Here is a 25,208-nt window from a genome sequence, read left to right on the forward strand (position 1 = left end):
GCAGGGGTTGTGCGCCCGTGCCTATTTCCAGCGGCGATGGACCCAGAACCATTGGTCCATGTGCTGGCGCACCAGCATTTCCAGATCGTCGTTCAGCGCCTGCATCATGGCCGCCGGTTCGCCATGTTCGACGGGTTCGCCCACATGGACGCGAAAGCGCAGGCCATCCGGGCAGCGGATGCCATGGACCGGGATCAGGGCCGCCCCGTATCGCAGCGCCAGTTCGGCGGGCGTCAGCACCGTGCGGCTGGGCAGGTCGAAAAAGCGCAGTTCCGGGGCATGGCGGTCATATTGGTCAAAGCCGAGCGCCAGCCAGCCGCCGCCCTTCAGAAACCGCAGCATCGAGGCGAGGCCGGACCGACCGCGCGGGAACAGCGGTTCGGCAATGGCCGTGATGGCGGGGATGTAATGGCGGTTGAACGCCTCGTTGTTCATGGGGCGATACAGCGCGCCGACCGGCCAGCCGCGCCCGGCAAGCGCCGCGCGCATGGCGTCGTAATTGCCGAAATGGGCGCAGGCGATGATGACGGGGCGATGGGCGTCGAAAGCGGCTTCCAGGGCGGGCAGGCCCGGACCTTCCAGCGGGTCGGCGTCGCGGATGCGGGACGTGAATTCCTCGCCCGAATAGATCTCGGCCACGGACCGGCCCGCGTTGCCGGGAACGGCGCGGACCAGGGCCTTGACCTCGTCGGTCGACAAGTCGGGGCGGGCCAGGGCCAGGTTTTCGCGGATGCGGCGGCGCCAGCCCGCCACGGGGCCCAGCACATGGGCGAACAGCCAGCCCACGGCGGGAATGCGCTTGTCATAGGGCAGCAGCCGGGCAAGCCCGATGACCGACAGAAAGGCGGTGTTGGCGATGCGGTCGGACATGGGGGGCTTCTCGGACTGGCTCATGAGGGCTTTCGTGCCGCGCGGGCTTCTCGGGACCAGACATAAAGGCCCGCTGCCACGATAATCGCGGCACCCGCGACCGTCCACGCGTCGGGCAACTGCCCGAACAGCAGCCAGCCCCACAGGCCCGCCCAGACCAGCCCGGTATAGCCAAAGGGGGCCAGAACCCCGGCCTCGGCCGTGGCAAAGGCGCGGACCAGCAGGTATTGGCTTAGCGTGCCAAAAACGCCCAGCAACGCAAAGGCCCAAAGATCGGCCATGGCGATGGGCTGCCAGACAAGGGGAACCACAAGCGAGGTCAGCACGCTGCCCACCACCGCCGACCACATGACCGATGTCGCAACCGAATCCGCCCGCGCCATCCGCGTCAGCAGCGCCCCCGTGGCATAGGTAAAGGCCCCGACCAGCGGCAGCAGGGCGGCAGGCTGGAACACCCCCATGCCGGGACGGATGATGATCAGCGCGCCGATCAGCGCGACGGCGATGCCCGCCAGCCGCCGGGGGCCGATCGCCTCGCCCAGGAACAGCGCGGCGCCAAGGGTGATCAGGACCGGGTTCAGGTCCATGATCGCCGTCGCCTCGGCAAGGCCGATGAATTGCAGGGAAGTGAAGAACAGCCCCACCGATCCAAGCTGCATCAGGGCGCGGGAAAATTGCAGGCCGGGGCGTCGGGTGCGCATCAGCGGGAACATCGCGTCCCGGAAGATCAGCGCAAAGATCACCAGGTTGCCGACAAAGCGCGCCCAGACCACCTGCGCGGGATGATAGGTTTGCGTCAGGTGCTTGGCCGTCGCATCCATCATCGTGAATCCCAGGATCGCGGCCAGGATCAGCGCGATGCCCGCGGTCTGGGCGTTGGCGGGGCGGCGCATTGCACCGCGTGTCCGTCCCATCAGGGCCGAGGCCCATGCCAGAACCTGCATCCTAATCCCCTGTCTTCTCGACAACGGCAGGGATCCGCGCCAAGGGATGATGGGTCAGAACCAGGTCGCGCATCCGTTCGTCCAGGACGTGGGTATAGATCTCGGTCGTGCCCAGGTCGGCGTGGCCCAGAAGGGTCTGGATGCTGCGCAGGTCGGCCCCGCCTTGCAGAAGATGGGTGGCGAATGCGTGGCGGATGACATGGGGCGTGACCCGGGACGGGGAAACACCAGCAGCCACCGCCACGTCGTTCAGCAGCCGCCCAAAGGTCTGGCGCGGCATATGGCCCGCGGCACCGGGTGCGGGGAACAGCCAGCGGGCGCCCTTTCCTGCCACGAGGCGGCCAAGCGGGCTTTCCTTGGGCGCGTCGTCCCGGATCGCCAGCCATGCCGACAACGCGGCCCTTGCCGGAGGCGTCAGCGGCACCATGCGTTCCTTGCCGCCCTTGCCGCGGATCAGCAACACCTGCGGATCGCCCCGGCAGGCGGCGGCGGGCAGGGCCACCAGTTCGCTTACCCGCATTCCCGTGGCATAAAGCATCTCGATCAGGCACAGGTTGCGCGCGCGTTCGGGGCCGGTCCGCCCGACCTGGGGGGCGGTTGCCAGCAGGGCGTCGATCTCGGCCCGGTCCAGGGTCTTGGGCAGTCGCTTGGCCCGGCCCGGCCCGCTGATGCGGATGGCAGGGTCGTCGTCGCGCCAGCCTTCCTCCAACGCAAAGCGCGTGAACTGGCGGATCGACGACAGCCGCCGCGCCCGCGTGGCCCGCGACAAACCCTGGGCGTCGCAATGGGCCAGGTAATCCTCGACCCGTTCGCGGGTCAGTTGGGCCAAGGCCAGCTTGTGCGTGGACAGCCAGTCCGACAGGTCGCGCAGGTCGCGGCCATAGGCCAGCACCGTGTTCAAGGCCGATCCCGATTCTGCGGCCTTGGCGTCCAGGAATGCGGAAATGGCGCGGTGATCGGCGATCATGGATCGGCCCGCATCATCGGCAACAGCGACAATTGCGCAGCGGCCAGGTCGGCGTCAGCCCCCAGGCCAAGGGCGCGCAACATGGCCAGGCCCCGCCCCGCGCGAGGCAGGTCGCCATCCAGGCCCGCATCGACATCGGCCATTGCGGTCAACAACGCCTCTCCCTGCTGGGTTTCTGGTGCTTGGACCGGATCGGCCTTCAGGGCCAGATCCAGGACCAAAGGCACCGGCACCGGCAGTCCCTGCCATTGGCGCAGCCCTGTCGCGATTTCGGCCGAACGCCCTTCGCCGCCCGGGGGCAGGTCGGCGGCGATCATGGCGGCCAGCACATCGGCCATGTCGGCCTTGCGAAATTCGTCAAAGGCAGCGGGCAGGGCGGGCAGGGGATCACCGCCCGCCAGGGCAGCCTCCAGCGTGCGCATGGCGCCGGCCCGTTCCCAGACCCCGCCCGAGGCCGCAGGCTTTTGTTCGCTATACAAGGCGCGCAGGTCGGCAGGGGACAGGGCCCCCGCCCGGGCCAGCCGCTCGGCGGCATCCAGCCGGGCCTTCCAGCCATTGTTCGGGCGCAGGTCGGAATGGGCGAATGCGATGGGCAGCGATGACGTGGGCAGCGGCTGGCCAATCGCCTCGTGGATGCGGAAATCCAGGGGCGTCATGCGGTCGGCGGGGGGCAGCATCTGGTCGCTGTCCACATAGGCATCGTCCAGGAAGTGCGTCAGCAGAATCGCCTGGCGCTCATCCAGCAGGCCCAGGCTTTCCGCCCCGTGCAGGCTGATCGCAGCCGCCGCCCAGTCGCCGGTCTGCGCCAGGCAAAAGATGCGCGCGGCAAAGCTGGGGGCGATGCCGGGGGTTGTGTTCATGATGTCGCACGCCCGTCCTTCGTCCCCTTCCAGCAGCGCGATGTCGAACAGGCGGCGAAAGATCTCTGGGTTGCCTGGCCCGGCGGCAATCAGCAATGCCTGCACCCGGTTCACCGCGCCCGCGTCAAGCAGCCGGTCGGCACGGGCCAGAAACAGCGTGCCCTGTGCCGCATCCGCCTGGGCGGGCGGGACCAGTTGCGTGGTCAGCACCCGGTCCAGCAGCGTGTTCATGGCGGGCAGCCGGGCGGGGGTGCGCAGGATCAGGTCGGCCAGTCGAGCCGTGCTGCTGCCTTGCCACAGATCGGCCGGAATCCCCGTCTTGCGCGGCGTCCTCAGGCCCACGGTGTCGGGATTGCCGATGCCCAGGCGGGTGACTTGGACGCTCCCGACCTCGCCCGTGGTGGCGACGGGTTTCGGGCCTTGGGCGCCGGGAATACCGGGGGGGGGCGCGTCGCCCGGCCGCCAGGCCGAACTTTCGCGATCCGGCCCGCGCACGCTTCCCGACAGCCAGTCGCTTGCGGACAGCGGCTGCTGGGCATGGGCGGGCCAGGCAAGACCCAGCGTCAAGGCAAGGGGCAGCAAAAGGGGCTTCACTCGGTCTCGGCCTCGGTTGAGGCGGGTGCGGAAGGTGCTGCCGGGGCACCCGCGACAGGGCTGCGCACCTCGGACCGGACCGGCTCCATGTCGCCGAAATAGGCATAACCGGCAAGGCCGATCACCGCCGCCAGAATCAGCACCACCAGAACCTTGAGCAGCCGCATCGAATTCGCCTCGTTTCATCGTTGTTTGATCTTTCGGCCGGTCTTTCGCCAGCCTTTCCGGAATATATATGGCATTTTCCGAAAGATCACGCCATTCAGTCGCCCAGGAAACGGGGGACGGACATGAGGCAGCGCCTTGGGCGCCATATCGTGCTGATCGGGATGATGGGGGCGGGCAAGACCGCGCTCGGGTCGGAACTGGCCCGGCGGCTGCACGTCCCCTTTACCGATTCGGATATCGAGATCGAAACGGCGGCGGCCATGTCCATTTCCGAAATCTTCGCCCGCGACGGCGAGGCGTTCTTTCGCGACCGCGAGGCGCAGGTGATCGCCCGGATTCTGCGAGAATCGCCGCGCGTGATCTCGACCGGCGGGGGGGCCTGGATGCAGGACCGCAACCGTGCGGCCATCAAGGCGGCAGGCTTGTCGGTCTGGCTGGATTGCGACTTGGACACGCTGTGGCACCGGGTCCGTCAGCGCAGCACGCGCCCATTGCTGCAAACCGCCGATCCCAAGGGCACGCTGGCCCGCCTGCTGGCCGAACGCAATCCGACCTATGCCATGGCCGAACTGACCTTTCCCGCCCGCCCCGGCGACACCGTCGATGCCGCCACCACGCGGCTACTGGACGCGATCCGCACCGCCGATGCAGACCTTCTGAGCGAGACGCCATGACCCCTGATCCCGTCACCGTTCATGTTCCCCTGGGCGACCGCGCCTATGACGTGCGCATCTGCGCAGGCCTGATCGGCCGCGCGGGGGCCGAGATCGCGCCCTTGCTGCGCCGCCCGCGCGTGGCCATCGTCACCGACGAAACGGTCGCCGCCCTGCATCTGCCGCGCCTGCAAGCCGCCCTGGCGGCCGAGGGGATTGCATCCGAGGCCCTGACCCTGCCTCCGGGCGAGGGGACGAAAAGCTGGCCGCATCTGACCACCTGCGTCGAATGGCTGCTGGATCAGCGGATCGAGCGGCGCGACATCGTGGTGGCGTTTGGCGGCGGGGTGATCGGCGACCTGGTGGGATTTGCCGCCGCGATCCTGCGCCGGGGCGTGCGCTTCGTGCAGATCCCCACGACGCTGCTGGCCCAGGTGGACAGCAGCGTCGGCGGCAAGACCGGCATCAACAGCCCGCACGGCAAGAACCTGATCGGCGCCTTTCACCAGCCATCCCTGGTGCTGGCCGATATCGCCGTGCTGGACACGCTGGCCCCGCGCGACTTCCTGGCGGGCTATGGCGAGGTCGCAAAATACGGGCTTCTGGGGGACGGTGATTTCTTCGAATGGCTGGAAGCGAACGCCCCCAGCCTGCGCGACGACATGGCCCTGCGCCAGCACGCGGTGGCCCATTCGGTCGCGATGAAGGCGGGCATCGTCACGCGAGATGAAACCGAGCAAGGCGAACGTGCGCTTCTGAACCTGGGTCATACCTTTGGCCATGCCCTTGAATCGGCCACCGGCTATTCCGCCCGTCTGCTGCACGGCGAAGGCGTGGCGATCGGCTGCGCCCTGGCATTCGACCTGTCCGCGCGCATGGGTTTGTGCAGCCAGGAAGCGCCTTCGCGCGTGCTGGAACATCTGCGCCAGATGGGAATGCCCGCCGCGATCCGCGACATCCCGGGCGACCTGCCCGACAATGCGGCGCTGATCGCGCTGATGGGACAGGACAAGAAGGTCGTGGACGGCCGCTTGCGCTTCGTTCTGGCGCGCGGCATCGGCGAGGCCTTCGTCAGCGACGACGTGCAGCCCGATACGCTGGCGGCGGTGCTGCGGGACGCGCGCTAGGCCCGCGCCCCGCCGTGGGATCAGAACGGGATTTCGTCGTCGTAATCGCTGCGGCTGCTGCCGCCACCGCTCTGGCTGCCGCCGCCCTGGCTGCCCGAGGACGAGCCGCCGCGGTCGTAATCGTCATAGCCGCCCCCGTCACGGCTACCGCCGCCACCTGCACCGCCCCGGCCTTCCAGCATCGTCAGTTCGCTGCGATAGGGGCGCAGCGCGACCTCGGTCGAATAACGGTCGGCGCCCGACTGGTCCTGCCATTTGCGGGTTTCCAGTTGCCCCTCGACATAGATCTTGCTGCCCTTCTTCAGATACTGCTCGGCCACGCGGACCAGGGGTTCGGAATGAATGACGACCGTATGCCATTCGGTCCTTTCCTTGCGCTCGCCCGTGTTGCGGTCCTTCCACGTTTCGGACGTGGCGATGCGCAGGTTCGCGATCTTGCCGCCATTTTGAAACGTGCGGATTTCGGGGTCGGCGCCCAGATTGCCGATCAGGATGACCTTGTTGACGCTGCCTGCCATGACGTTTTCCTGCAAATATGTCCTTGTGGAATGCTCTAGCGCAGGCCCCGCCACGATGCAAATGCGCGCTTTGCCGCCACGTGCAGCCTGGCCGAAAAGCGGTGCTGGCGATGCGGCTCGATTTCTGTATAGTCCCCTCAAAACCCATAACAACGAGGGCGGGGACATGACATTCTTCCCAACCATCAAGGCGGGTCTGTGCGCGATCCTGATCGCAGGACTGGCCTTGCCAGCAGGGGCCGAAGGGCTGCGCCTGTCAGGCAGTTCGTCGAAATCGCGCGCCGAACAGTTCGCCCGCCAGACCCGCCTGATGGATTCGCGGCTGGCTACCCAGTATCAGCAATCGGCGCGGTTGCAGCCCAACGGCCGCAGCAGCAGCGGCGGCAGTTCGGTCGATATCCAGCTATCCGCCAACATCCCCGCCTATCGCGGCAAGCGCAGCGATTTCATTCCCCATGCCCGCGCGGCCGCCCGCCAGCACGGCATCCCCGAGGATCTGTTCCTGCGCCTGGTCCAGCAGGAATCGGGTTGGAACCCGCGTGCGCGGTCGCACAAGGGCGCGACGGGCCTTGCCCAGCTGATGCCGGGAACGGCGGCCAAGCTGGGCGTGAACCCGAACGATCCGGTGCAGAACCTGAATGGCGGTGCGCGCTATCTGCGAATGATGTACAACCAGTTCGGCAACTGGCGCCTGGCGCTTGCAGCCTATAACGCCGGACCGGGCGCGGTGCAGAAATACAACGGTATCCCCCCTTACCGCGAAACGCGCAACTATGTGCGGATCATCGCGGGAAGCTGAGGCCGCTTCTTCTTCACTCAAATATCCTCGGGGGTGAATTGCCTCGGGGACCGAGGCAAGAGGGGGCGCGAGCGCCCCCGTTCTTTGTCACACTTCCTCGATCCGCAATTCGACCGGCTCGCCCGCCAGCACGCCGGTGCGGGGCAGCGCCTCGATGGCAAAGTCGATGGCCTCGGGTGTGGTCTTGTGGGTCACGACCAGCACGGGGACGCTTTCGGGGCTGTGCTGCCCATATTGGCGCATCCGGTCGATGGAAATGCCCGCATCGCCCAGAACCGTCGCGACCTTGGCAAGCGCGCCGGGCTTGTCCTGCAACTCCAGGCGCAGGTAATAGGCTGCCGGAACCGCCGTCCGCGCAGGCTGCGCCGCCTTCAGCGTCGTCGCAGGCTGACCGAACACCGGCAAGCGCACGCCACGGGCGATTTCCACGATGTCGGACAGGACCGCACTGGCGGTCGGGCCTTCGCCCGCGCCCGCGCCGCGCAGGACAAGCTGGCCCACGCTGTCGCCTTCGACCACGACCATGTTCGTGCCGCCCATCAACTGGCCCAGGGGGCTGTCTGCGGGAACAAGACAGGGCGACATCCGCTGTTCCAGGCCCCGGGGCGTCATCTGGGCCACTCCCAGCAACTTGATCTTGTAGCCCATGTCGGCGGCGCGGCGGATGTCGTCGATGCTGACCCGCTCGATCCCCTCGATCTCGACCGCGTCGAAATTGACCCGAGTGCCAAAGGCGATCGACGACAGGATCGCCAGCTTGTGCCCGGCGTCGATGCCGCCCACGTCCAGCGTCGGATCGGCCTCAAGATATCCCAACTGGCGCGCTTCCTCGAACACGGCCTCATAGGGCAGGCCCGCGCTGTCCATGCGCGTCAGGATGTAATTGCACGTCCCGTTCATCACGCCCATCACGCGGCGGATCTCGTTGCCCGCAAGCGATTCCGTCATGGCCTTGATGACGGGGATGCCGCCTGCCACCGCCGCCTCGAAGCGAAGGGTGCGGCCCAGGCTTTCGGCCAGTTCGGCAAGCGCCTGCCCGTGGACGGCCAGCAGGGCCTTGTTCGCGGTGACGACGTCCTTGCCCGACCTCAAGGCAGCCTCGATGCTGTCCTTGGCAATGCCGCTGTCGCCGCCCACCAGTTCGATGAAGACATCCACGTCACCCGCCGTGGCCACCGCCATGGTATTGTCTTCCCAGCGATAGGCCGACAGGTCGGCGTCGCGGTTCTTCATCTTGTCGCGCGCGCAGATGGCGGTGATCGACACGGGGCGGCCGGTTCGGCGCGCCAGCAGATCGGCGTGTTTCTGGACGATCTTGACGACACCGATCCCGACGGTGCCAAGCCCGGCGATGCCGAGGCGAAGGGGGGACGACATGAAGGCCTCTTGTCTGCGATTGCCTGCTGTTAGCGCGGGCCGCGCCGTCATGCAACGCGCGAGTCAGGCGCCAGGGTCATGGCCAGCCCATTCCCCGTCGATGCCCGTTCCGCGCATGATGGACACCACCCGCCGTGCGGCCCGCAATGTGTCGGCGTGAATGGCATGGACCGCAGCCGGGTCCATCTCGTCGGGGAAACGTTCGCCCCGGGTGTTGATGAATGTCGGATGCCACTGGCCCGGTTCTTTTCCCGGCCGCCAGGACGCGTGGCACAGCAGGTTGCGCATCAACCGAAGCTGCCGCAGATCGTCGGACAGGGTTTCGCGGCCTTCGATGCGCGCCTGCTTCATCGCCGCCGCAAAGCTGTCGATCAGGGTGCCAAGGGTATCGTCGGCGATCTCCTCGATCCGGTGCAGCCAGGCTTGCAGGGCGGCTTCGGTCACGTCCTGGCCCAGTTGCTGGCGCGTCAGGGAAAAGATCGCGCGTTTCAGCGCCTCTTCCAGAAAGCCGAAGGCCGATACCGCGTGACCGATGGCCGCCGCCATGTCGTCCGAAAGCCGGTCGGGCGCGCGGGGCAGGGCCATGCTATTCCCGCCACAAGTCCCTGACCCAGGTTGCGGGCAGCAGGTAATGACGCAGGTGCTTGGACAGGCTTTCCTTGCGGTTGCCCGAAAATGTCCGGCGCAGATGTTCCCCCGGGCTGCGGTGGATATCACCCTCCTCCCAGCGGCCGGCAATCGCGTCGGGTGGGTTCAACGCGCCTGCAAAGATCACGATGCGGCTATTCTTTGGGATCTTGGGTTCGCGCAGGTAATTCAGCGGAAAGACCGGAACCGAATGCATCCTGAAATGCGCCAGCCATCCGCGCGGCCAGAACTTGACGCCGCCTGGTGCGTTGCGGGTGACGAAACGCTGTTCGTACCGGTACTTGTCCGCCACAGACTGCGGGTCGGCACGAAAAATATCCTGCAGCGGCGCCAGATTTCCGACCCGCATCCGATAGACCGAAGTCTGGCCCAGCCGTTCCAGCGGCGTATTGGGATTGCGCCCCAGGATTGTGTCGTCGGGATCGCCGAAGGTAAAGAACGGATCCAGATCGCCGGTGATGATCACGTCCAGATCCAGGAACAGCACCACCCCTGTCACATCGCCCAGATCGCCCCAAAGCCGCGATTTCGGCCATTTGCCGCGTGTGTTGACGGGCGCCTCGTATTCGAAGACCGGCAGCGGCCTGATCGCGATGTCGGGATGCAAGCCAGTGCCATCATCCGTAAAGCAGAACAGCCGGAACGGCGGGGTGATGTTGCGCGCGATCATCCCGTACAGTCGGTTCACGTATTCCGGCCCGAACTTCGTGCCCCACTTGATGCAGATGATCTGCTTGATCTCTGGCGCGTCCATGGCCTGCCTCGCTGTTTCCCGGCAAGGTTTCACAGCCGGAAGGCCAAGGCAATGTCCTTTGCCTTGGTCCAAATATCCTCGAGGGGTGCAGGGGGGCAGACAGCCCCCCTGCCATCGCGGGACGCAATTCAGGCCGCGCGGTTCTCGCGGATCAGCCTCAGGATGTCGGCGGCGGCCGAGGGAATGTTGGTTCCTGGCCCGAAGATCGCCTTGACGCCTGCCTGCCGCAGGTAATCGTAATCCTGCTGCGGGATCACGCCGCCGCAGATCACCAGGATGTCCCCCGCCCCCTGGGCTTTCAGCGCCTCGATCAGCTTCGGCGCCAGGGTCTTGTGGCCCGCTGCCTGTGAACTGATGCCGACCACGTGCACGTCGTTGTCAACCGCATCCTGCGCGGCTTCCTCGGGCGTCTGGAACAGCGGTCCCACATCCACGTCAAAGCCGATATCGGCGAAAGCCGTGGCAATCACCTTGGCACCCCGGTCATGGCCGTCCTGGCCCATCTTGACGACCAGCATCCGGGGGCGGCGGCCTTCTTCCTCGGCAAAGGTTTCCACGTCGCGCTGGATTTGCGCGAAGCCCTCGTCGCCCTCGTAGGCCGCGCCATAGACCCCGGCCAGGGTCTTCACCTCGGCCCGGTGGCGGCCCCATTCCTTTTCCATCGCCATGCTGATTTCCCCAACGGTTGCACGGGCGCGGGCGGCGCCGACGGCGGCCTCCAGCAGGTTGCCGCCCTCGCGGGCGCGGCGGGTGATTTCGTCAAGGGCCGCCTGGCAGGCAGCCTCGTCGCGCGTCTGGCGGATCCGGTTCAGGCGTGCGATCTGATTGTCGCGCACCGCCATGTTGTCGATGTCCAGAATGTCGATCGGGTCTTCCTTGTCCTTGCGGTACTTGTTGACGCCGACGATCACCTCCTCGCCCCGGTCGATCTGGGCCTGGCGGCGGGCGGCGGTTTCCTCGATCCGCAGCTTGGGCATTCCGGTGGCCACCGCCTTGGTCATGCCGCCCAGCTCCTCGACCTCCTCGATCAAGGCCCAGGCTTTCTCGGCCAGTTCGGCGGTCAGGCTTTCGATGTAGTACGACCCCGCCAGCGGATCGACAACATGGGTGATGCCTGTTTCCTCTTGCAGGATCAGCTGGGTATTCCGCGCAATCCGCGCCGAAAACTCGGTCGGCAGGGCGATGGCTTCGTCAAGCGCGTTGGTGTGCAGCGACTGGGTGCCGCCAAGCGCCGCGCTCATCGCCTCATAGGCGGTGCGGATCACGTTGTTATAGGGATCCTGTTCCTGCAGCGACACGCCCGAGGTCTGGCAATGCGTCCGCAGCATCAGGCTGCCTTCCTTCTTGGGTGCGAATTCCGTCATGATCCGGTGCCACAGCAGCCGGGCGGCCCGCAGCTTGGCGATCTCCATGAAGAAGTTCATGCCGATCGCAAAGAAGAAGGACAGCCGCCCCGCGAACTGGTCCACGTCCATGCCGGCCTTCAGCGCCGCGCGGACATATTCGCGCCCGTCGGCCAGCGTATAGGCCAGTTCCTGCACCAGGTTCGCGCCCGCTTCCTGCATATGATAGCCGGAAATCGAGATCGAGTTGAACTTGGGCATTTCATTGGACGTGTATTCGATGATGTCCGCGATGATCCGCATCGAAGGCTCGGGCGGATAGATATAGGTGTTGCGGACCATGAACTCCTTGAGGATGTCGTTCTGGATGGTGCCCGACAGCACGGCGCGGGAATGGCCCTGTTCCTCTCCGGTGACGATGAAGTTCGCCAGGATCGGGATCACGGCGCCGTTCATGGTCATCGACACCGAAACGCGGTCCAGCGGAATGCCGTCGAACAGGATCTTCATGTCCTCGACAGAGTCGATGGCGACGCCCGCCTTGCCCACGTCGCCCACCACGCGCGGATGGTCGCTGTCATAGCCCCGGTGGGTCGCCAGGTCGAAGGCCACCGACACGCCCTGCTGACCGGCGGCAAGCGCCTTGCGATAAAAGTTGTTCGATTCCTCGGCCGTGGAAAAGCCCGCATATTGGCGGATGGTCCAGGGCCGGCCTGCATACATCGTGGCGCGCGGGCCGCGGGTAAAGGGCGCGATGCCCGGCAGGCTGCCCAGGTGGTCCAAGCCGTCCAGATCGGCCTCGGTATACAGCGGCTTGACCGGGATTCCTTCCAGCGTGTTCCAGGTCAGGCTGTCGGGGTCGCTGCCGCGCATTTCCTTTGCCGCCAGCCTTTGCCAGTCGTCCAGTGTGGGTTTCGTCATGGTCGATCCTTTCGCACGGCGCGGGCTGCCCTATATTCAGAAAGGGAAGGGGTGCCGATGAAGTTGAAATTGTTGATCTTCGCAATGCTGGTTGCAGCCATGGGTCCGGCGCGGGAAGCACCTCCGCCCCGGCTCGAGGCACAACCCACCAGTCCCGAGGAGGTCGCCACCCCCCAGCCGGAACCTGCGCGTCCCGAATTGCGCATTCTGGCCGCGTCCGATGCGGAACCTGCGGATTTCCTGTGGCAGGCCCGCCCCGTCGTGGTCTTTGCCGACACCCCGAACGATCCGGCATTCCGCGAACAGATGCGCGTGCTGGAGGCAGGCGACACGGCCCTGGTCGAACGCGACGTGGTGATCATCACCGACAGCGATCCGGGGGCGAACAGTGCGTGGCGCCAGCAACTGCATCCGCGCGGCTTTTCGCTGGTCATCATCGACAAGGACGGGCAGGTGAAACAGCGCCGCCCGCTGCCCTGGGACGTGCGCGAAATCAGCCGCGCCATCGACAAGCTGCCCTTGCGCCGCCAGGAAATCGGCCGGGCGGGGTTGTTGCCGTAAGGATTGAAATTCCGAATTCCGTCACCTATATTCCGCTGACAGGACAAGGAGGTTCGACATGAGCACGACATCCTACAACCCCCCCCCAATTACTGGCCGTACCGGCCCGAAGCCTGGTTACTGATCTTTCTTCGATACGCAGCGCCCCGACCATCCAGGTTTGCGCGGATCGCCTCCAGGGCCTTTTCGCCCAGTTCGAGAGCCTCGATTTTCATCGAAATATAATCGTGATACATGCCGGCCGCCCGCTCGGCGCCGATTTTCGCGACATCCAGTTCCCGCAGGTCGCTGATCATCGCCGAAATGGCGTTGAGCTGACTGTAATACAGCACCACCGGATCGACCGTGTCGCGCGGCAGGACGTGGATGTCTCCGATGATCGCCCTGAACAGGGCATCGTTGTGTTCGGTCGGAATGACCGGAAAGAAATCCGCTTCGGTCAGGATGCGCGTCTTGATCGCGGCGCCATACTCGCCGACGTTATCGCGGCGCAGCACCGCCAGATAGGCGCGGATTTCGGCGAATATCGCCCGCTGCACGTCTCGCACGCGTTCCGCCCGCAGATTGGCGTCGCGTCTTCGGTTTTGCAGGGCAACCACCCACCAGCCGGCAGCCAGGAACACCCCGGCGATGACCGCCTGTTGCGCCTGGGGGCTGAGGTAGGTGTCAAGCGGCGGCATTCAGGCGTGTCCTTGCGGAAGTCCTTGCCGGCCCGGCGCGGGCCGGGCGGGCAGGATCATTCAAACTCCATGATCACGTCATCGACGCGCAGGCTTTGGCCCGGCTCGGCATTGACCGACCTGACCACGCCCCGGCGTTCGGCGCGCAGGATGTTTTCCATCTTCATGGCCTCGACCGTGGCAAGGGCTTGGCCTTCCTGAACCTCGTCCCCCGGCGCCACGGCGATCTTGACCACCAGCCCCGGCATCGGGCAGAGCAGGAATTTCGACGTGTCGGGCGGCAGCTTTTCGGGCATCAGGCGGGCCAGTTCTGCGGTGCGGGGACGGCGGACCTGGACCTTCAGGTCGGCGCCGCGCGTGCGCAGGCGGAAACCGGCCGGGATCTTGTCCGCCTTCATGACCAGGGGACGGCCATCGACCACAAGCCGGGCCAGGGTCTGACCGGGCTTCCAGTCGCTTTCCACGCGCAGGTCGCGGCCGTTCACGGCGACGGTGGCGCCGTCGCGGTCGGCCCGAATACGGACGGGGATTTCCTGGCCATTGATAAAGACCACCCAGTTCTCGCCCACGCGCCGTTCGTGGTTGTCCAGCCGCCCGCTGATCCGCGCGCGCCGGATTTCGGCCACCCGGTGCATGGCTGATGCCGCTGCGGCCACGCGGGCCAGTTCGTCGTCGGGCAGGGATGCCCCCCCGAAGCCCTCGGGGTATTCCTCGGCGATGAAGGCCGTGGTGATGTCGCCTGCAACGAATTTCGGATGGTCCATCACGGCGGACAGGAAGGGCAGGTTGTGGCCGATCCCCTCGACCTCGAATTCGTCCAGGGCCACGCGCATCGCCTCGATGGCCTTCGTGCGCGAGGGTGCCCACGTGCAGAGTTTCGCGATCATCGGGTCATAGAACATGCTGATCTCGCCACCTTCGAAGACGCCGGTGTCGTTCCTGACCACATGGGTTTCGTCCGCGACCTCGGCCGGCGGGCGGTAACGGGTCAGCCGCCCGATCGACGGCAGGAAGTTGCGATACGGATCCTCGGCATAAAGGCGGCTTTCCATGGCCCAGCCGTTGATGGTAAGGTCGGATTGCGCAAAGGGCAGCGGCTCGCCCGCCGCCACCCGGATCATCTGTTCCACCAGGTCGATGCCGGTGATCAGTTCGGTGACGGGATGTTCCACCTGCAGCCGGGTGTTCATTTCCAGGAAATAGAAGTTCTTCTGCCCGTCCACGATGAATTCCACCGTGCCCGCACTGGTGTAGCCCACGGCCTTGGCAAGCGCGACCGCCTGTTCACCCATGGCCTTGCGGGTGGCCTCGTCAAGGAAGGGCGAGGGTGCTTCCTCGATGACCTTCTGGTTGCGCCGCTGGATCGAGCATTCGCGTTCGTGCAGATAGACCGCATTGCCATGCTTGTCGGCCAGCACCTGGATTTCGATATGACGCGGCTGCGTCACGAATTTCTCGATGAAGATGCGGTCGTCGCCGAAACTGCTGGCGGCTTCGTTGCGCGAACTTTCAAACCCTTCGCGCGCCTCGGCGGCGTTCCAGGCGATGCGCATCCCTTTGCCCCCGCCGCCAGCAGAAGCCTTGATCATCACCGGATAGCCCACCTGGTCACTGATCCGCACCGCTTCCTCGGCATCCGCGATCAGGCCCATATAGCCTGGGACGGTGGAAACACCCGCTTCCTGCGCCAGCTTCTTCGAGGTGATCTTGTCGCCCATCGCCTCGATGGCAGGGGACGGGGGGCCTATGAAGACCACGCCCTCGCGTTCCAACGCCTCGGCGAATTTCATGTTCTCGGACAGGAAGCCATATCCGGGATGAACGGCCTCGGCGCCCGTCCGGCGGATCGCCTCCATGATCTTGTCGATCACGATATAGGACTGATTGGCGGGGGGCGGGCCGATATGAACGGCCTCATCCGCCATCTTGACGTGCAGCGCGTTGCGGTCGGCATCGGAATAAACGGCGACCGTCGCGATGCCCATCTTGCGGGCGGTCTTGATGACGCGGCAAGCAATCTCGCCCCGGTTGGCGATCAGGATTTTCTTGAACATGGGCCCCCCCGGCCAGGCATGAAAAAGCCGCCCAAGGGCGCATGGCCCCGGGCGGCGATAAAGGTGATACGGCGCGACGGGCGCGCTGCGATCAGGTGGTTACTGGCACAGCCGCACGTCGTTGCACAGCGCGCCGGCAGCGCCACCGATGGCCGCGCCTTTGACGACGTTTTCACCGCTGACGCTGGCAATGGTCGCGCCGACACCCGCACCGATAAGGGCGCGGTCGGTGTCGGTCGGGTTGATGCCTTGGGTGCAGCCCGCGATGGCCGTGGTGCCGACAAGCGCGGCAATGGCAAGGAATTTGGACATTCTGGTCTTCCTGTCGTTTGAAAGGCTGGATCGGAACGCCGATCCAGCCCGATCGGTTCTGAAAAGCCTGCGTGATCAGTAGCGACGCTGGCAGACGCCGGCGTCATCGCACAGCGCGCCGCCGACGGCACCGATTGCAGCGCCCGTGGCCAGATCCTCGTCCAATGCCTTGGCGATGACAGCGCCAGCGACCGCGCCGCCGGCCGCACGCTGCGCATCGGGCGACAGCCCGGTCGTTGTGCCATAGCCTTGGTCGCAGGCAGCCAGGCCCAGAAGTACGAATGCGCCGGCTGCGACGCGGGTGAACAGCGAAGTCTGCATGGAAATTTGCCTGTATGGTGGGCCGCTCGAACGGCCGGTGATAGGTGCCGAAGGACTATCGCATAGCCCGGGGGCAGGTCAAACTGACATGGCTGTGAGATCAATGCCCTAGGCAGCAAATTGCGCATCATTCGTCGTCCGGGTCGTCGTCTTCGTCCCATCCGAAATCGGGCGCGCTGTCCGCGGCGAACAGTTCGGGAAAGGACGCCTCGGCCGCTGCCATGTCGATCTGGAAAAGCTGGTCATAGTCGGCAGGATCGAAGGTGCCGACCGGCACGACCTCTCGTCCGATCAGCCAGCCAAGGCGGCCCGCGTCCAGGTTGCCGCGAACGAATGGTTCCTCGCCGAAATGGTTGATCAATGCGGACAGAAAGCCCGCGTCGGCGCGGCGGTCGGCAGGCTTGCGGTCACGAAACCGTTCGCGCCGGGTGATGGGCGTCGCGCCCTTTTTGCGATTTTCGCGGCGGATGACGAACTGGAAGTCGGTTCCGGGAAGGCGTCCCGGAAAGCCTCGGTGCTTCAGCATGATGGTTCCCACAATGCGCATTGGGGGCGGGGGTCGTGCTGGACCGGGCCGGAAAGGCGCGGGCAGCCGGACCGCCCGCGCAAGATCAGTCGGTCGGGATCAGTTGGCGCCGTACTTGCCCTGGTAAACCGGTTCGGTCGTGACCGGGTTCGGGGCGGGCACATAGACATCGGGTTCGGCTGCCGGACGCTGGCAGGCAGCAAAGGCCGAGACCAGCACCAGGCTGAGGATGATTTTCTTCGACATAGTGTCACGCTCCTGTAAAGCGGGCGCGCCTGCGCCCGTCTGCTCGGGTTCAGGGGGATGTCTTGATGCACCGCCCCGGCGGCGATGATAGCGGCGGCAGCCATGCGCAGACAGGCGGGGCGGGCGACAGGGGGCAAATGCCCCGCGCCCTGTGGCTGGCCTGCATCATTCACGCGTTTGTGCAACACCGTTAGCATCTTACAAAGGAATGTTGTCGTGCTTCTTCCACGGGTTCGACAGCTGCTTGGTCCGCAGGCTGGCAAACGCCCGGGCAATGCGCTTGCGGGTCGAATGGGGCTGGATCACCTCGTCGATGAAGCCCTTTTCCGCGGCGACGAAGGGATTGGCAAAGCGCTCCTCGTAATCCCTTGTCCGCGCCGCGATCTTGTCCGTGTCGCCCAACTCGCTGCGATACAGGATCTCGACCGCGCCCTTGGCGCCCATCACCGCGATCTCTGCCGTGGGCCAGGCATAGTTGAAGTCGCCCCGCAGGTGCTTGGACGCCATCACGTCATAAGCCCCGCCGTAAGCCTTGCGGGTGATGACCGTCACCTTCGGCACCGTCGCCTCGCCATAGGCGAACAGCAGTTTCGCGCCGTGCTTGATGACGCCGCCGTATTCCTGGCCTGTTCCGGGCAGGAACCCCGGCACGTCCACGAACGTCAGGATCGGGATCTCGAAGGCGTCGCAGAAGCGCACAAAGCGGGCGGCCTTGCGGCTGCTGTCGATGTCCAGGCACCCTGCCAGGACCATCGGCTGGTTGGCGACCACGCCCACCGTGCGTCCTTCGATGCGGACAAATCCGGTGATGATGTTGCCCGCGAAGTCCTTCTGGATCTCGTAGAAATCACCCTCGTCGGCGACCTTCACGATCAGTTCCTTCATGTCGTAGGGCTGGTTCGGGTTGTCGGGGATCAGCGTGTCCAGGCTTTCCTCGATGCGGGCGGGGTCGTCGAAGAAGGGACGCACGGGGGCCTTGTCGCGGTTGTTCAGGGGCAGGAAGTCGAACAGGCGGCGAACTTCCGACAGTGCCTCGACATCGTCCTCGAAGGCGCCATCAGCGACCGAAGATTTTTTCGTATGGGTGGAAGCGCCGCCCAGCTGTTCCGCCGTCACCACCTCGTTCGTGACGGTTTTCACCACATCGGGACCGGTCACGAACATATAGGACGTGTCCTTCACCATGAAGATGAAGTCCGTCATGGCCGGGCTGTAAACCGCGCCCCCTGCGCATGGCCCCATGATCACGCTGATCTGCGGCACCACGCCCGAGGCCATGATGTTGCGCTGGAACACGTCGGCATAGCCTGCCAGGCTGGCCACGCCCTCCTGGATGCGGGCGCCGCCCGAATCGTTCAGCCCGATTACGGGGGCGCCGTTCTGCATCGCCATGTCCATGATCTTGCAAATCTTCTGGGCATGGGTTTCCGACAGCGACCCGCCGAAGACGGTGAAGTCCTGGCTGAAGACATAGACCATCCGGCCGTTGATCGTGCCCCAGCCGGTCACCACGCCGTCACCATAGGGACGGTCGGCCTCCATTCCGAAATCGGTGGACCGGTGGGTGACGAACATGTCGAATTCCTCGAAGCTGCCTTCGTCCAGCAGCAGTTCGATGCGTTCGTGCGCGGTCAGCTTGCCGCGGGCGTGCTGCGCCTCGATCCGGCGCTGGCCACCGCCCAGCCGGGCCTGCGTCCGGCGGTCTTCCAGTTCCTGAAGAATGTCCTTCATTGCAGCTCCCCCCGATCTTTCCGCCGCAGCCTAGTCAGGCAGGGCAGGACGGGGAAGCAGAATCGAGAAAATTTGCAAACTCCATTGCCGCTGGAGCCGGAAAACTGAAAAACTGCAAATCAACTGGTGCGCAGGGAGGGCGCGGTAGTTTTGGGGACGGCCTGTCACCAATCTTTTCGACATAGTAAAGAACACCTGACAAAAACCTTCTGATCTGGTTGAGGCAGACGACGGCGCAGCCGGGGATCACGAAATGGACTGCCTCCATCGAGTGGTCCAGGTTGATTGTTAATGGATTGTCGGTCGCTGGCTTACCGGGGTGACAAATTCAGGTGCGGGCGGGAGATATCGCAAGATCTGTGCGGCCTGATAGTGTCGCAGTGACGGCGCCATCGCTCGATGAGGATCTGAGCCTCCTTAGCGAAGAGAAGACCTCGGCGCCAGTAGCTCGTGTCGCATTGCCTCACGCAGATTGTTACTGAGCGGCCTTGCTGCCTCATCTAAGATGTTCCCCGCGAAGCGGCGCTCCCGGTGACCTGCCCCCCGATCGTCCCTCGTTCATAACGAGAGTCCTTGGGGTTGATAGTTTTCGGTTTCGGATGTGGCAAGCGCGCCGGGCACGGTGCCATCAAGTAGCTCGAGCGCCCGGCGCGCTTCTGCGGGGGTCTTGTTGCCCGGCGAGGAATGCGGCCTGACGTTGTTGTAGTGGTATCGCCAGAGGGCCAGCTTGCGGCGGGCATCGGCCAGGCTATCGAAGATTTCCTCGTTGAGGCATTCGTCGCGCAGGCTGCCGTTGAAGGACTCGATGTAGCCGTTCTGCTGTGAACGCATGGCCGATCAGGGCTGCGATGGCGGATGTCTCCGCCCAGCCCGGCCATGCTTGGCCACCCTCGGTGAGACATTTCTGCTTTGCGCAGCCAAGGACATTTCAACTTGGTTGCAACAGGAGGCTACCTGCGCGGCATGACCCGCGCCTTTCAGCAAGGCCAACTCAATCTGATGGGCAGCCTGATCGGCCTGAGCGAACGCAAGCGGCAGGATCAGGCGCTCGGATGACCGAGGTTGCCTTCACCCTGCTGCTGGCCTTGGCTCTGTTTTTCTAGTTCCGCCATGGCGCAGGCGCCGCTCTGCGTGCCGCCCGAGGAGCCTTGGGTGCCTGAAAGGATGCCGACCTCCGGGCCTATGTCGAGCCGTGAAGGAAGAAGCGCACCATCGCCGCCGAGGCATTGGGTCCGCGTGGATCGGTGTAGGAGCCGCTCGGGTGTCCGCCGGCCCAGGCATGCTGCGCGCCCTCGATCATCCAGCTCTCGATCCCATGCGTGCCGTCCTCGCGCTTGGCAACGAGGCGCGTGTATCCGCGGGTTCCACCCGAGGCTCCAGACTCAACCCGGGAGGTCTTCCCGGCACCGGCGCCTTTGCCGGCAATGATCCGTTCGGCATTCGACGGATGGACCGTGGTGTCCGCGCTGCCGTGAAACACGATCACCCGCGGCCCCGCCTCCAGTCCAGCAGCGGGCTTCCTCGACGGCACTGCGCCGAGGCCGGCCTGCCCCCGCATCACCGCAAAGGCGGACGGTCTTGATGATCTTGGCCGAGGCACCGGCAGTGATCCCGCTGCCTGAGTCTTTCAGACCTGCGAGTGCCAGGGCGTTCTGAACGATTGCTGTCACGCCGGCCGGATCACCAGACCGCAGGGTGCCAGTCGCGCGGAGGATCTCCGCGACGTAATCAGTGGTCATTTTTTCTACCTTTCCTGCCGCTCGCGCGGCTATTTGATCCGTGGGGCCAAGGCGGCCTTGATCTCGCGGCTTGCCTGCAGTGCGCCGAGCACCGTCAGTGAGCCGATTGTTTGAAGGGCGAGCTCCGGTGTGACATCGGGGGCAATGCGGATAAGGCCCACGACCCTGACATGAAGCGTTTCGCCGGCAGCCGGTGCGGCCTTCAGTTCATCTGCACCAAGCTCCAGCAGGCCGACCTCCAGCCGGTGCCGCTCGATCGAGCGCGACACCTCTTCCGCTTGGCTGCGCAACTGGTTGCGGATCGCCGTCCTGATGAAGTCGGTGCGGTTTGAGAAGAAGCCTTCCTGGACCAGCAGATCGATCCGACCGAGGTCGACATAGCCCAGGTTGATGGTGATCTTCTCGCTCTCGGGAACCTGGGGCCGCAACGGCACCACTTTATCTGACATCCTATTCTAATCCATCCGTATGGATGGTATGTGGATGTCAAGTTGAGGGTTACAAGAGTAGAGGCCTGCTATTGAAGCCCAAGCAGGTCGTCACGGGAACATGTAAGGTCCAGGAGTTTTGTGGCACCAGTCGAAACCGCCTGCGACAACGGGGCTTCAGCCGACAACCGCATCTGCTCGGAACGGACAGGATTTCTCATGCCAATCGTGACTGTAGCCCATAGAACCACGTATATTTATCGGTACCCGGTTATGCTTGGCCCGCACCAGCTGATGCTTCGGCCGCGGGAAAGCCGAAACCTCAGGCTCATCTCGCACGAGATCGACATCTTGCCGCAGGCGGACCTTGCGTGGTCGCAGGACGTGGCGGACAATCCAGTCGCGTCCGCGATGTTCCAATCTCCGACAGACCGGCTAACGATCAGCAGCCAGGCAAAGGTTGAGTTGAGTGCGCCGATGTGGCCGATCTTTCCCATTTCCGCCAACGCGGCCGCATATCCATTTCGCTACTCCGATGATGAGTGGACCGATTTGGGAGCCTTGACCCGCCAACAATTCCAGGACGATGAATGCCAATTCTCCACCTGGGTCGAGGGCTTTGTCCGTCAACGACCCACGGACACGCTGTCCCTCCTCAAGGATATCAACGCCGGCATCCCTGCGCAGATATTCTACGAAAGCCGGGACAGCGAGGGCACGCAATCTCCCCTGCAAACGCTCCACCGCGGGCGTGGATCATGTCGCGATTTTGCGGTCTTGCTTGCGGAGAGCGCACGGGTTCTCGGGCTGGGGGCGCGTCTTGTCTCCGGCTATCTGTTCGATCCTGGAAGCGACATGGTTGGCTCGACGGACGCTGGATCCACCCACGCCTGGGTGGAGATCTACATTCCCGGTGCGGGTTGGATCACCTTTGACCCGACCAACCAAAGCATGGGAGCAAGTCATCTCATTCCCGTGGCCGTCGTGCGAGATATTCGTCAGGCCGTCCCGGTCGCCGGCAGTTTTTCCGGCAGTCCGGACGCCTTGGTGGACATGACCGTTGAGGTCAGAGTCAGCGCTTCCGGCTAGATGTGTCGTATCGTTCAAGGTGCTCTTTAACATCGCACGGACATCGCTGTCCCGGTCAACTCGGCGAGCGATCATCAGGGCTCAAGTCGAACCTGCGCTGCCAAGAACATGCGCAGCAACGGCGGCAAAGAAGACAGCACTCGCGGCGATGACAAAGAGGTGCCAGATGGTTCGGTGATACGGCAGCCGTGGCGACAAATAGAACGCAAACCCGGATGTATAGAGCAGCCCTCCTCCCAGGATCAGGGCGAAAACCTGGGACGTCATCTCGGCAAAGACTGCGCCGCCGGCGACCACGCCTGACCACCCCATGACCAGGTAGAGGCCGATTGCCACGCCACGGAAGTGGTCTTGTGTAAAGCTGCGCAGCGCAGCTCCGAGAGCGGCACAGGCCCAGATCCAGATCAGAAACCAGCCTGTCGGGCCTGGCGAAAGCAGAGCGAAGGGAGTGTAGGTGCCGGCGATCTTCACGTAGATCGCCGAGTGGTCGAGCCGGCGCAGCACGCCACTCCAGACATCGGGGTGTGCCATGTTGTAAAGCGTGGAGCACAGGATCATGGCAATAAGCGCCACGCCATAGATCGCCACACCGAGCAGGACGGCTGGCTCGGTGCCGAGAGACCACGTATGAATGATGAGGATCGGGACCGCCATGAGGGCAGCCAAGAGACCAACAGCATGAACAATGAAGTCCGAGATGTTCTCGGTGCGGCTGTAGCCGGCGCGTTGCGGCAAACGAGTGATCACTGAAGGGTCCTGTAAAGACGTCGGTTTGAAGCGGCAACGCCCATGATTGGCGGAAGGCCGCAGGGCTTGACGATGCCGAAAAACCGCCTTCCCAGGTTGATGGACCGAGGCATCAAGAACATGAGCTGCGGGTCAGGGATGTCTCGCAGCATGTCAGGACGACCCCGCCGTGGCTAAGGTCAGTGCAGGGGCGTTTGGCAGGCGCTCCAGTTCCGTCAGGACATCGGCCTGCGTCATCCCCTCGGGAAGCTCGTCCGTCCAGACCCGAAACAATTCCAGCTTGTAAGCTCCGAAGGAGGTGATCATCGCCCCATCTGCAGCGTCGCGCCCGCGGACCATGAGGATGCGCCCGATCCTGGGCGTGTTGTAGCGCGCATCGAAGGTGTACCAGCGGTCCTCCAGATAGACCTCGAACCAGGCGCAGAAATCGCCGGGACCGGACGGTGGAACGCCGATATCGCCGAGATAACCGCTCGCATAGCGCGCCGGAATGTTCATGGCGCGGCACAGCGAGATGGCCAGATGTGCGAAGTCCCGGCACACGCCGGTTGCCTCGGACATCGCGTTGGCTCCCGTTTTCGTCGAGCGCCCGAACTTGTAGCCGAAGGTCAGGTGATTGTGGACGAAGTTGCAGATCGCCTGAACACGCGCCCAGCCAGGCTTTACCGCTCCGAACAGGTCCCAGGCCTGTTGCGACAGCATGTCGGACTCGCAATAGCGGCTGGCTGTCAGAAAGGGGAGCGTCTCGGGCGGAAGGTGCGCGACCTCGTGCTGGCGGGCATTCCGGTCGAAGACGTCGGGCTCTCCATCGATCTCGATCACGTCGTCCGACCAAAGCCGGCAATGTCCGGGCGGAACTGTCAGTCGCGCCCGGCGATTGCCGAAGAGATCCAGGAACTCCTCGACCGACACCGCAGGTTCGGTCATGACCTTGTTGGCGCCCAGGATCTTGCCCTTGACGGACGAATGGGGTGACAGCGCAAGGATCAGCGGAAGGGGAACTCGCGTGGTTAGCGCAATTTCAAAGCCGAAGCGGATGAGCATGATGTGCCTTCCTTGCGGGGAGCGAGAATAAAGGAAGGACTGCCAGCCTCGCCATGAGGGCGTATCATTCTTCCGGCGGAAGACGGCAGTCCTGAAGAATGGCTCGAACAGCTCGCTTCATCGCGTATGCCGCTCGTCTGACCCAGGCGAAAGCTCGATTTGGGCGAGGTCTTCCATGATGGTCGCGTAAGGTTCGGTCACGTTTACCAGGGTGCCATCGCTCAACTTGATCTCGGTGCCTGCATCGTCCGCCACTTCCCTGACGGAGACGATGTGATCGACAGCAACGGCGATCCTGCTTGGGGGTCGTCCCGGCTCATTCAAGTGAAACACCACGAACGCCATCTGGTCTTTCCTCGCACCAGCGGATGGAACCACGATAGGTGCGGAAAGGGGCCCAGGGCAATTGTACTCTGGGGTTCCGAACTGTGCCTTGTTTGCGGTGAACGTGGTCGCTGTTCGCCTGCATAGGGCTGAGCGGAGTTGCAGACATAAAAGGTCAAGGCGCAGCCGATTTCCGCCATTCCTCAAGGAAAAAGGATCAAGGGGAACGGGGAACTCCGGGAAAAGCCTCGGCCTGTGAAGCCGAGGCAGTACTCGTTACAAAAGCCGTATCGGCCCATCAACGCAACCAGCACGATCTCGGTTGTGAACCCTGCTAGCGCAGGCGCCGTGCGTTGGCCGTGGCCTGCTGATGGACAGGCGCCAGGGCCAGTCCACCCGTGTCCATGGAGCGGGTGATCACCCGGGTTCCATGGGCGATGCAGCGTTCCGCAAGCCCGGACATGTCTGTTATGCTCAACGGTCGTCTGCCAAATATCAGGGGGCGGAGATGCTGCGCCTGCTCTGCGGCGTCGGCCAGCATCGCCGACCATTGCTCGACAAGGGCCGCGTTGACTTTCCCGATGGCCACCACCTTCTCCTCCACCATGCCGCCGATCTCTGCATAGTCACCTTGGGCAGGACTGCGGGCCGCATTGCCCATGATCGTCATGCGTGCCCCGATGACGCTGCTAGAGGCGATCATCATCTCGTTCACGCGCATGTTGGTCTTCATCATGTTGGAGCTGGCCTTTGCCAGCTCGGTCCATGCGTTAGTTCCGGCACTCATCAACGTGTTCATCCTTGCTAAACCGGACAATGAGACAGCACGGCTGCATGGGCCGCCTGCGCCCCGATGTCCTCGC

At 64.5% G+C, this 25,208-nt stretch carries 28 protein-coding genes and 1 pseudogene; 5 read left to right on the plus strand and 24 right to left on the minus strand.

Translation table 11 applies throughout. From position 1 onward, the window contains the following. Window positions 1-21: 21 nt before the first annotated feature. From Q5701_RS13925 to Q5701_RS13945, 5 genes are read right to left on the minus strand one after another with little or no spacing between them, the layout of a single operon-like run. On the minus strand, window positions 22-894 hold the full coding sequence (locus Q5701_RS13925; protein WP_306751578.1) for a lysophospholipid acyltransferase family protein: 873 nt from the start codon (window positions 892-894) through the stop codon (window positions 22-24). After that, window positions 891-1,814 (minus strand): DMT family transporter, encoded by a 924-nt coding sequence (locus Q5701_RS13930; protein ID WP_306751579.1) that lies wholly within the window; start codon window positions 1,812-1,814, stop codon window positions 891-893. The genes Q5701_RS13925 and Q5701_RS13930 overlap by 4 nt, the downstream gene beginning before the upstream one ends. 1 nt (window position 1,815) lies before the next feature. Continuing rightward, window positions 1,816-2,781: a site-specific tyrosine recombinase XerD gene (locus Q5701_RS13935; protein ID WP_306751580.1), complete on the minus strand. Its 966-nt coding sequence runs from the start codon at window positions 2,779-2,781 to the stop codon at window positions 1,816-1,818. Continuing rightward, window positions 2,778-4,235 (minus strand): hypothetical protein, encoded by a 1,458-nt coding sequence (locus Q5701_RS13940; RefSeq protein ID WP_306751581.1) that lies wholly within the window; start codon window positions 4,233-4,235, stop codon window positions 2,778-2,780. Before Q5701_RS13940 ends, Q5701_RS13935 begins: the two co-directional genes overlap by 4 nt. Further along, on the minus strand, window positions 4,232-4,402 hold the full coding sequence (locus tag Q5701_RS13945; protein ID WP_306751582.1) for a hypothetical protein: 171 nt from the start codon (window positions 4,400-4,402) through the stop codon (window positions 4,232-4,234). Before Q5701_RS13945 ends, Q5701_RS13940 begins: the two co-directional genes overlap by 4 nt. Before the next feature lie 123 nt (window positions 4,403-4,525). On the opposite strand from Q5701_RS13945, the gene Q5701_RS13950 reads away from it, so the two are divergent. Continuing rightward, window positions 4,526-5,077, plus strand: a complete 552-nt coding sequence (locus Q5701_RS13950) for a shikimate kinase (RefSeq protein ID WP_373568554.1) — start codon at window positions 4,526-4,528, stop codon at window positions 5,075-5,077. Continuing rightward, a complete protein-coding gene (aroB, locus tag Q5701_RS13955) occupies window positions 5,074-6,183 on the plus strand; it encodes a 3-dehydroquinate synthase (protein ID WP_306751583.1) in 1,110 nt (369 codons plus the stop codon). The genes Q5701_RS13950 and aroB overlap by 4 nt, the downstream gene beginning before the upstream one ends. Window positions 6,184-6,203: 20 nt before the next feature. Here the strand turns inward: aroB and ssb are convergent, their stop codons facing one another. Next, window positions 6,204-6,701, minus strand: a complete 498-nt coding sequence (gene ssb, locus Q5701_RS13960; protein ID WP_306751584.1) for a single-stranded DNA-binding protein — start codon at window positions 6,699-6,701, stop codon at window positions 6,204-6,206. A 166-nt stretch (window positions 6,702-6,867) separates the two neighbouring features. Between ssb and Q5701_RS13965 the strand changes: the two genes are divergently transcribed. Continuing rightward, complete coding sequence (locus tag Q5701_RS13965) at window positions 6,868-7,500, plus strand: lytic transglycosylase domain-containing protein (RefSeq protein ID WP_306751585.1); 633 nt, start codon at window positions 6,868-6,870, stop codon at window positions 7,498-7,500. Between the two features lie 87 nt (window positions 7,501-7,587). Here Q5701_RS13965 and Q5701_RS13970 read toward each other — a convergent pair whose 3' ends face one another. The 4 genes from Q5701_RS13970 to scpA all read right to left on the minus strand — a co-directional run bounded on the left by Q5701_RS13970 (window position 7,588) and on the right by scpA (window position 12,543). Further along, window positions 7,588-8,877: a homoserine dehydrogenase gene (locus Q5701_RS13970; protein WP_306751586.1), complete on the minus strand. Its 1,290-nt coding sequence runs from the start codon at window positions 8,875-8,877 to the stop codon at window positions 7,588-7,590. A gap of 63 nt (window positions 8,878-8,940) precedes the next feature. Then, entirely contained in the window at window positions 8,941-9,462 is a 522-nt protein-coding gene (locus Q5701_RS13975) for a hypothetical protein (protein ID WP_306751587.1), read from the minus strand. 1 nt (window position 9,463) lies between these two features. After that, the gene (locus Q5701_RS13980) at window positions 9,464-10,279 is read right to left on the minus strand and encodes a glycosyl transferase (protein WP_306751588.1); all 816 of its coding nucleotides are present in this window, start codon (window positions 10,277-10,279) and stop codon (window positions 9,464-9,466) included. 128 nt (window positions 10,280-10,407) lie between these two features. Then, a complete protein-coding gene (gene scpA / locus Q5701_RS13985) occupies window positions 10,408-12,543 on the minus strand; it encodes a methylmalonyl-CoA mutase (protein ID WP_306751589.1) in 2,136 nt (711 codons plus the stop codon). A 57-nt stretch (window positions 12,544-12,600) separates the two neighbouring features. On the opposite strand from scpA, the gene Q5701_RS13990 reads away from it, so the two are divergent. After that, window positions 12,601-13,104 (plus strand): DUF4174 domain-containing protein, encoded by a 504-nt coding sequence (locus tag Q5701_RS13990; RefSeq protein ID WP_234853352.1) that lies wholly within the window; start codon window positions 12,601-12,603, stop codon window positions 13,102-13,104. A gap of 89 nt (window positions 13,105-13,193) precedes the next feature. Here Q5701_RS13990 and Q5701_RS13995 read toward each other — a convergent pair whose 3' ends face one another. The 10 genes and pseudogenes from Q5701_RS13995 to Q5701_RS14040 form a co-directional block, all read right to left on the minus strand. Then, a complete protein-coding gene (locus Q5701_RS13995) occupies window positions 13,194-13,784 on the minus strand; it encodes a hypothetical protein (RefSeq protein ID WP_306751590.1) in 591 nt (196 codons plus the stop codon). A gap of 56 nt (window positions 13,785-13,840) precedes the next feature. Continuing rightward, window positions 13,841-15,838, minus strand: a complete 1,998-nt coding sequence (locus Q5701_RS14000; protein ID WP_306751591.1) for an acetyl-CoA carboxylase biotin carboxylase subunit — start codon at window positions 15,836-15,838, stop codon at window positions 13,841-13,843. 99 nt (window positions 15,839-15,937) lie between these two features. Then, window positions 15,938-16,150, minus strand: a complete 213-nt coding sequence (locus Q5701_RS14005; RefSeq protein ID WP_234853349.1) for a YMGG-like glycine zipper-containing protein — start codon at window positions 16,148-16,150, stop codon at window positions 15,938-15,940. A gap of 75 nt (window positions 16,151-16,225) precedes the next feature. After that, window positions 16,226-16,471: a hypothetical protein gene (locus Q5701_RS14010; RefSeq protein ID WP_234853348.1), complete on the minus strand. Its 246-nt coding sequence runs from the start codon at window positions 16,469-16,471 to the stop codon at window positions 16,226-16,228. 127 nt (window positions 16,472-16,598) lie between these two features. After that, window positions 16,599-16,997: a hypothetical protein gene (locus Q5701_RS14015; protein WP_306751592.1), complete on the minus strand. Its 399-nt coding sequence runs from the start codon at window positions 16,995-16,997 to the stop codon at window positions 16,599-16,601. A gap of 99 nt (window positions 16,998-17,096) precedes the next feature. Further along, on the minus strand, window positions 17,097-17,243 hold the full coding sequence (locus Q5701_RS14020; RefSeq protein ID WP_234853346.1) for a hypothetical protein: 147 nt from the start codon (window positions 17,241-17,243) through the stop codon (window positions 17,097-17,099). Window positions 17,244-17,441: 198 nt separating this feature from the next. Continuing rightward, on the minus strand, window positions 17,442-18,974 hold the full coding sequence (locus Q5701_RS14025) for an acyl-CoA carboxylase subunit beta (RefSeq protein WP_306751594.1): 1,533 nt from the start codon (window positions 18,972-18,974) through the stop codon (window positions 17,442-17,444). A gap of 558 nt (window positions 18,975-19,532) precedes the next feature. After that, a pseudogene (locus tag Q5701_RS14030) lies at window positions 19,533-19,802 on the minus strand (integrase core domain-containing protein); the annotation flags it as partial. Window positions 19,803-20,154: 352 nt separating this feature from the next. Further along, entirely contained in the window at window positions 20,155-20,460 is a 306-nt protein-coding gene (locus Q5701_RS14035) for an alpha/beta hydrolase family protein (protein ID WP_306751595.1), read from the minus strand. A gap of 282 nt (window positions 20,461-20,742) precedes the next feature. Then, window positions 20,743-21,162 (minus strand): ribbon-helix-helix domain-containing protein, encoded by a 420-nt coding sequence (locus Q5701_RS14040; protein WP_306751596.1) that lies wholly within the window; start codon window positions 21,160-21,162, stop codon window positions 20,743-20,745. Window positions 21,163-21,360: 198 nt separating this feature from the next. Between Q5701_RS14040 and Q5701_RS14045 the strand changes: the two genes are divergently transcribed. After that, window positions 21,361-22,230, plus strand: coding sequence for a transglutaminase family protein (locus Q5701_RS14045; protein ID WP_306751597.1), 870 nt, complete (start codon window positions 21,361-21,363; stop codon window positions 22,228-22,230). 81 nt (window positions 22,231-22,311) lie between these two features. Here the strand turns inward: Q5701_RS14045 and trhA are convergent, their stop codons facing one another. The 4 genes from trhA to Q5701_RS14065 form a co-directional block, all read right to left on the minus strand. Continuing rightward, complete coding sequence (gene trhA / locus Q5701_RS14050) at window positions 22,312-22,977, minus strand: PAQR family membrane homeostasis protein TrhA (protein WP_306751598.1); 666 nt, start codon at window positions 22,975-22,977, stop codon at window positions 22,312-22,314. Between the two features lie 153 nt (window positions 22,978-23,130). Further along, the gene (locus tag Q5701_RS14055) at window positions 23,131-24,021 is read right to left on the minus strand and encodes a transglutaminase-like domain-containing protein (RefSeq protein WP_306751600.1); all 891 of its coding nucleotides are present in this window, start codon (window positions 24,019-24,021) and stop codon (window positions 23,131-23,133) included. Between the two features lie 117 nt (window positions 24,022-24,138). After that, on the minus strand, window positions 24,139-24,366 hold the full coding sequence (locus tag Q5701_RS14060) for a hypothetical protein (protein WP_306751601.1): 228 nt from the start codon (window positions 24,364-24,366) through the stop codon (window positions 24,139-24,141). Between the two features lie 313 nt (window positions 24,367-24,679). Beyond that, the gene (locus tag Q5701_RS14065) at window positions 24,680-25,144 is read right to left on the minus strand and encodes a hypothetical protein (RefSeq protein WP_306751602.1); all 465 of its coding nucleotides are present in this window, start codon (window positions 25,142-25,144) and stop codon (window positions 24,680-24,682) included. Window positions 25,145-25,208: the final 64 nt, after the last annotated feature.

The sequence above is a fragment of the Paracoccus actinidiae genome, assembly GCF_030863885.1.
In the GTDB taxonomy this organism is placed as follows: domain Bacteria; phylum Pseudomonadota; class Alphaproteobacteria; order Rhodobacterales; family Rhodobacteraceae; genus Paracoccus; species Paracoccus everestensis.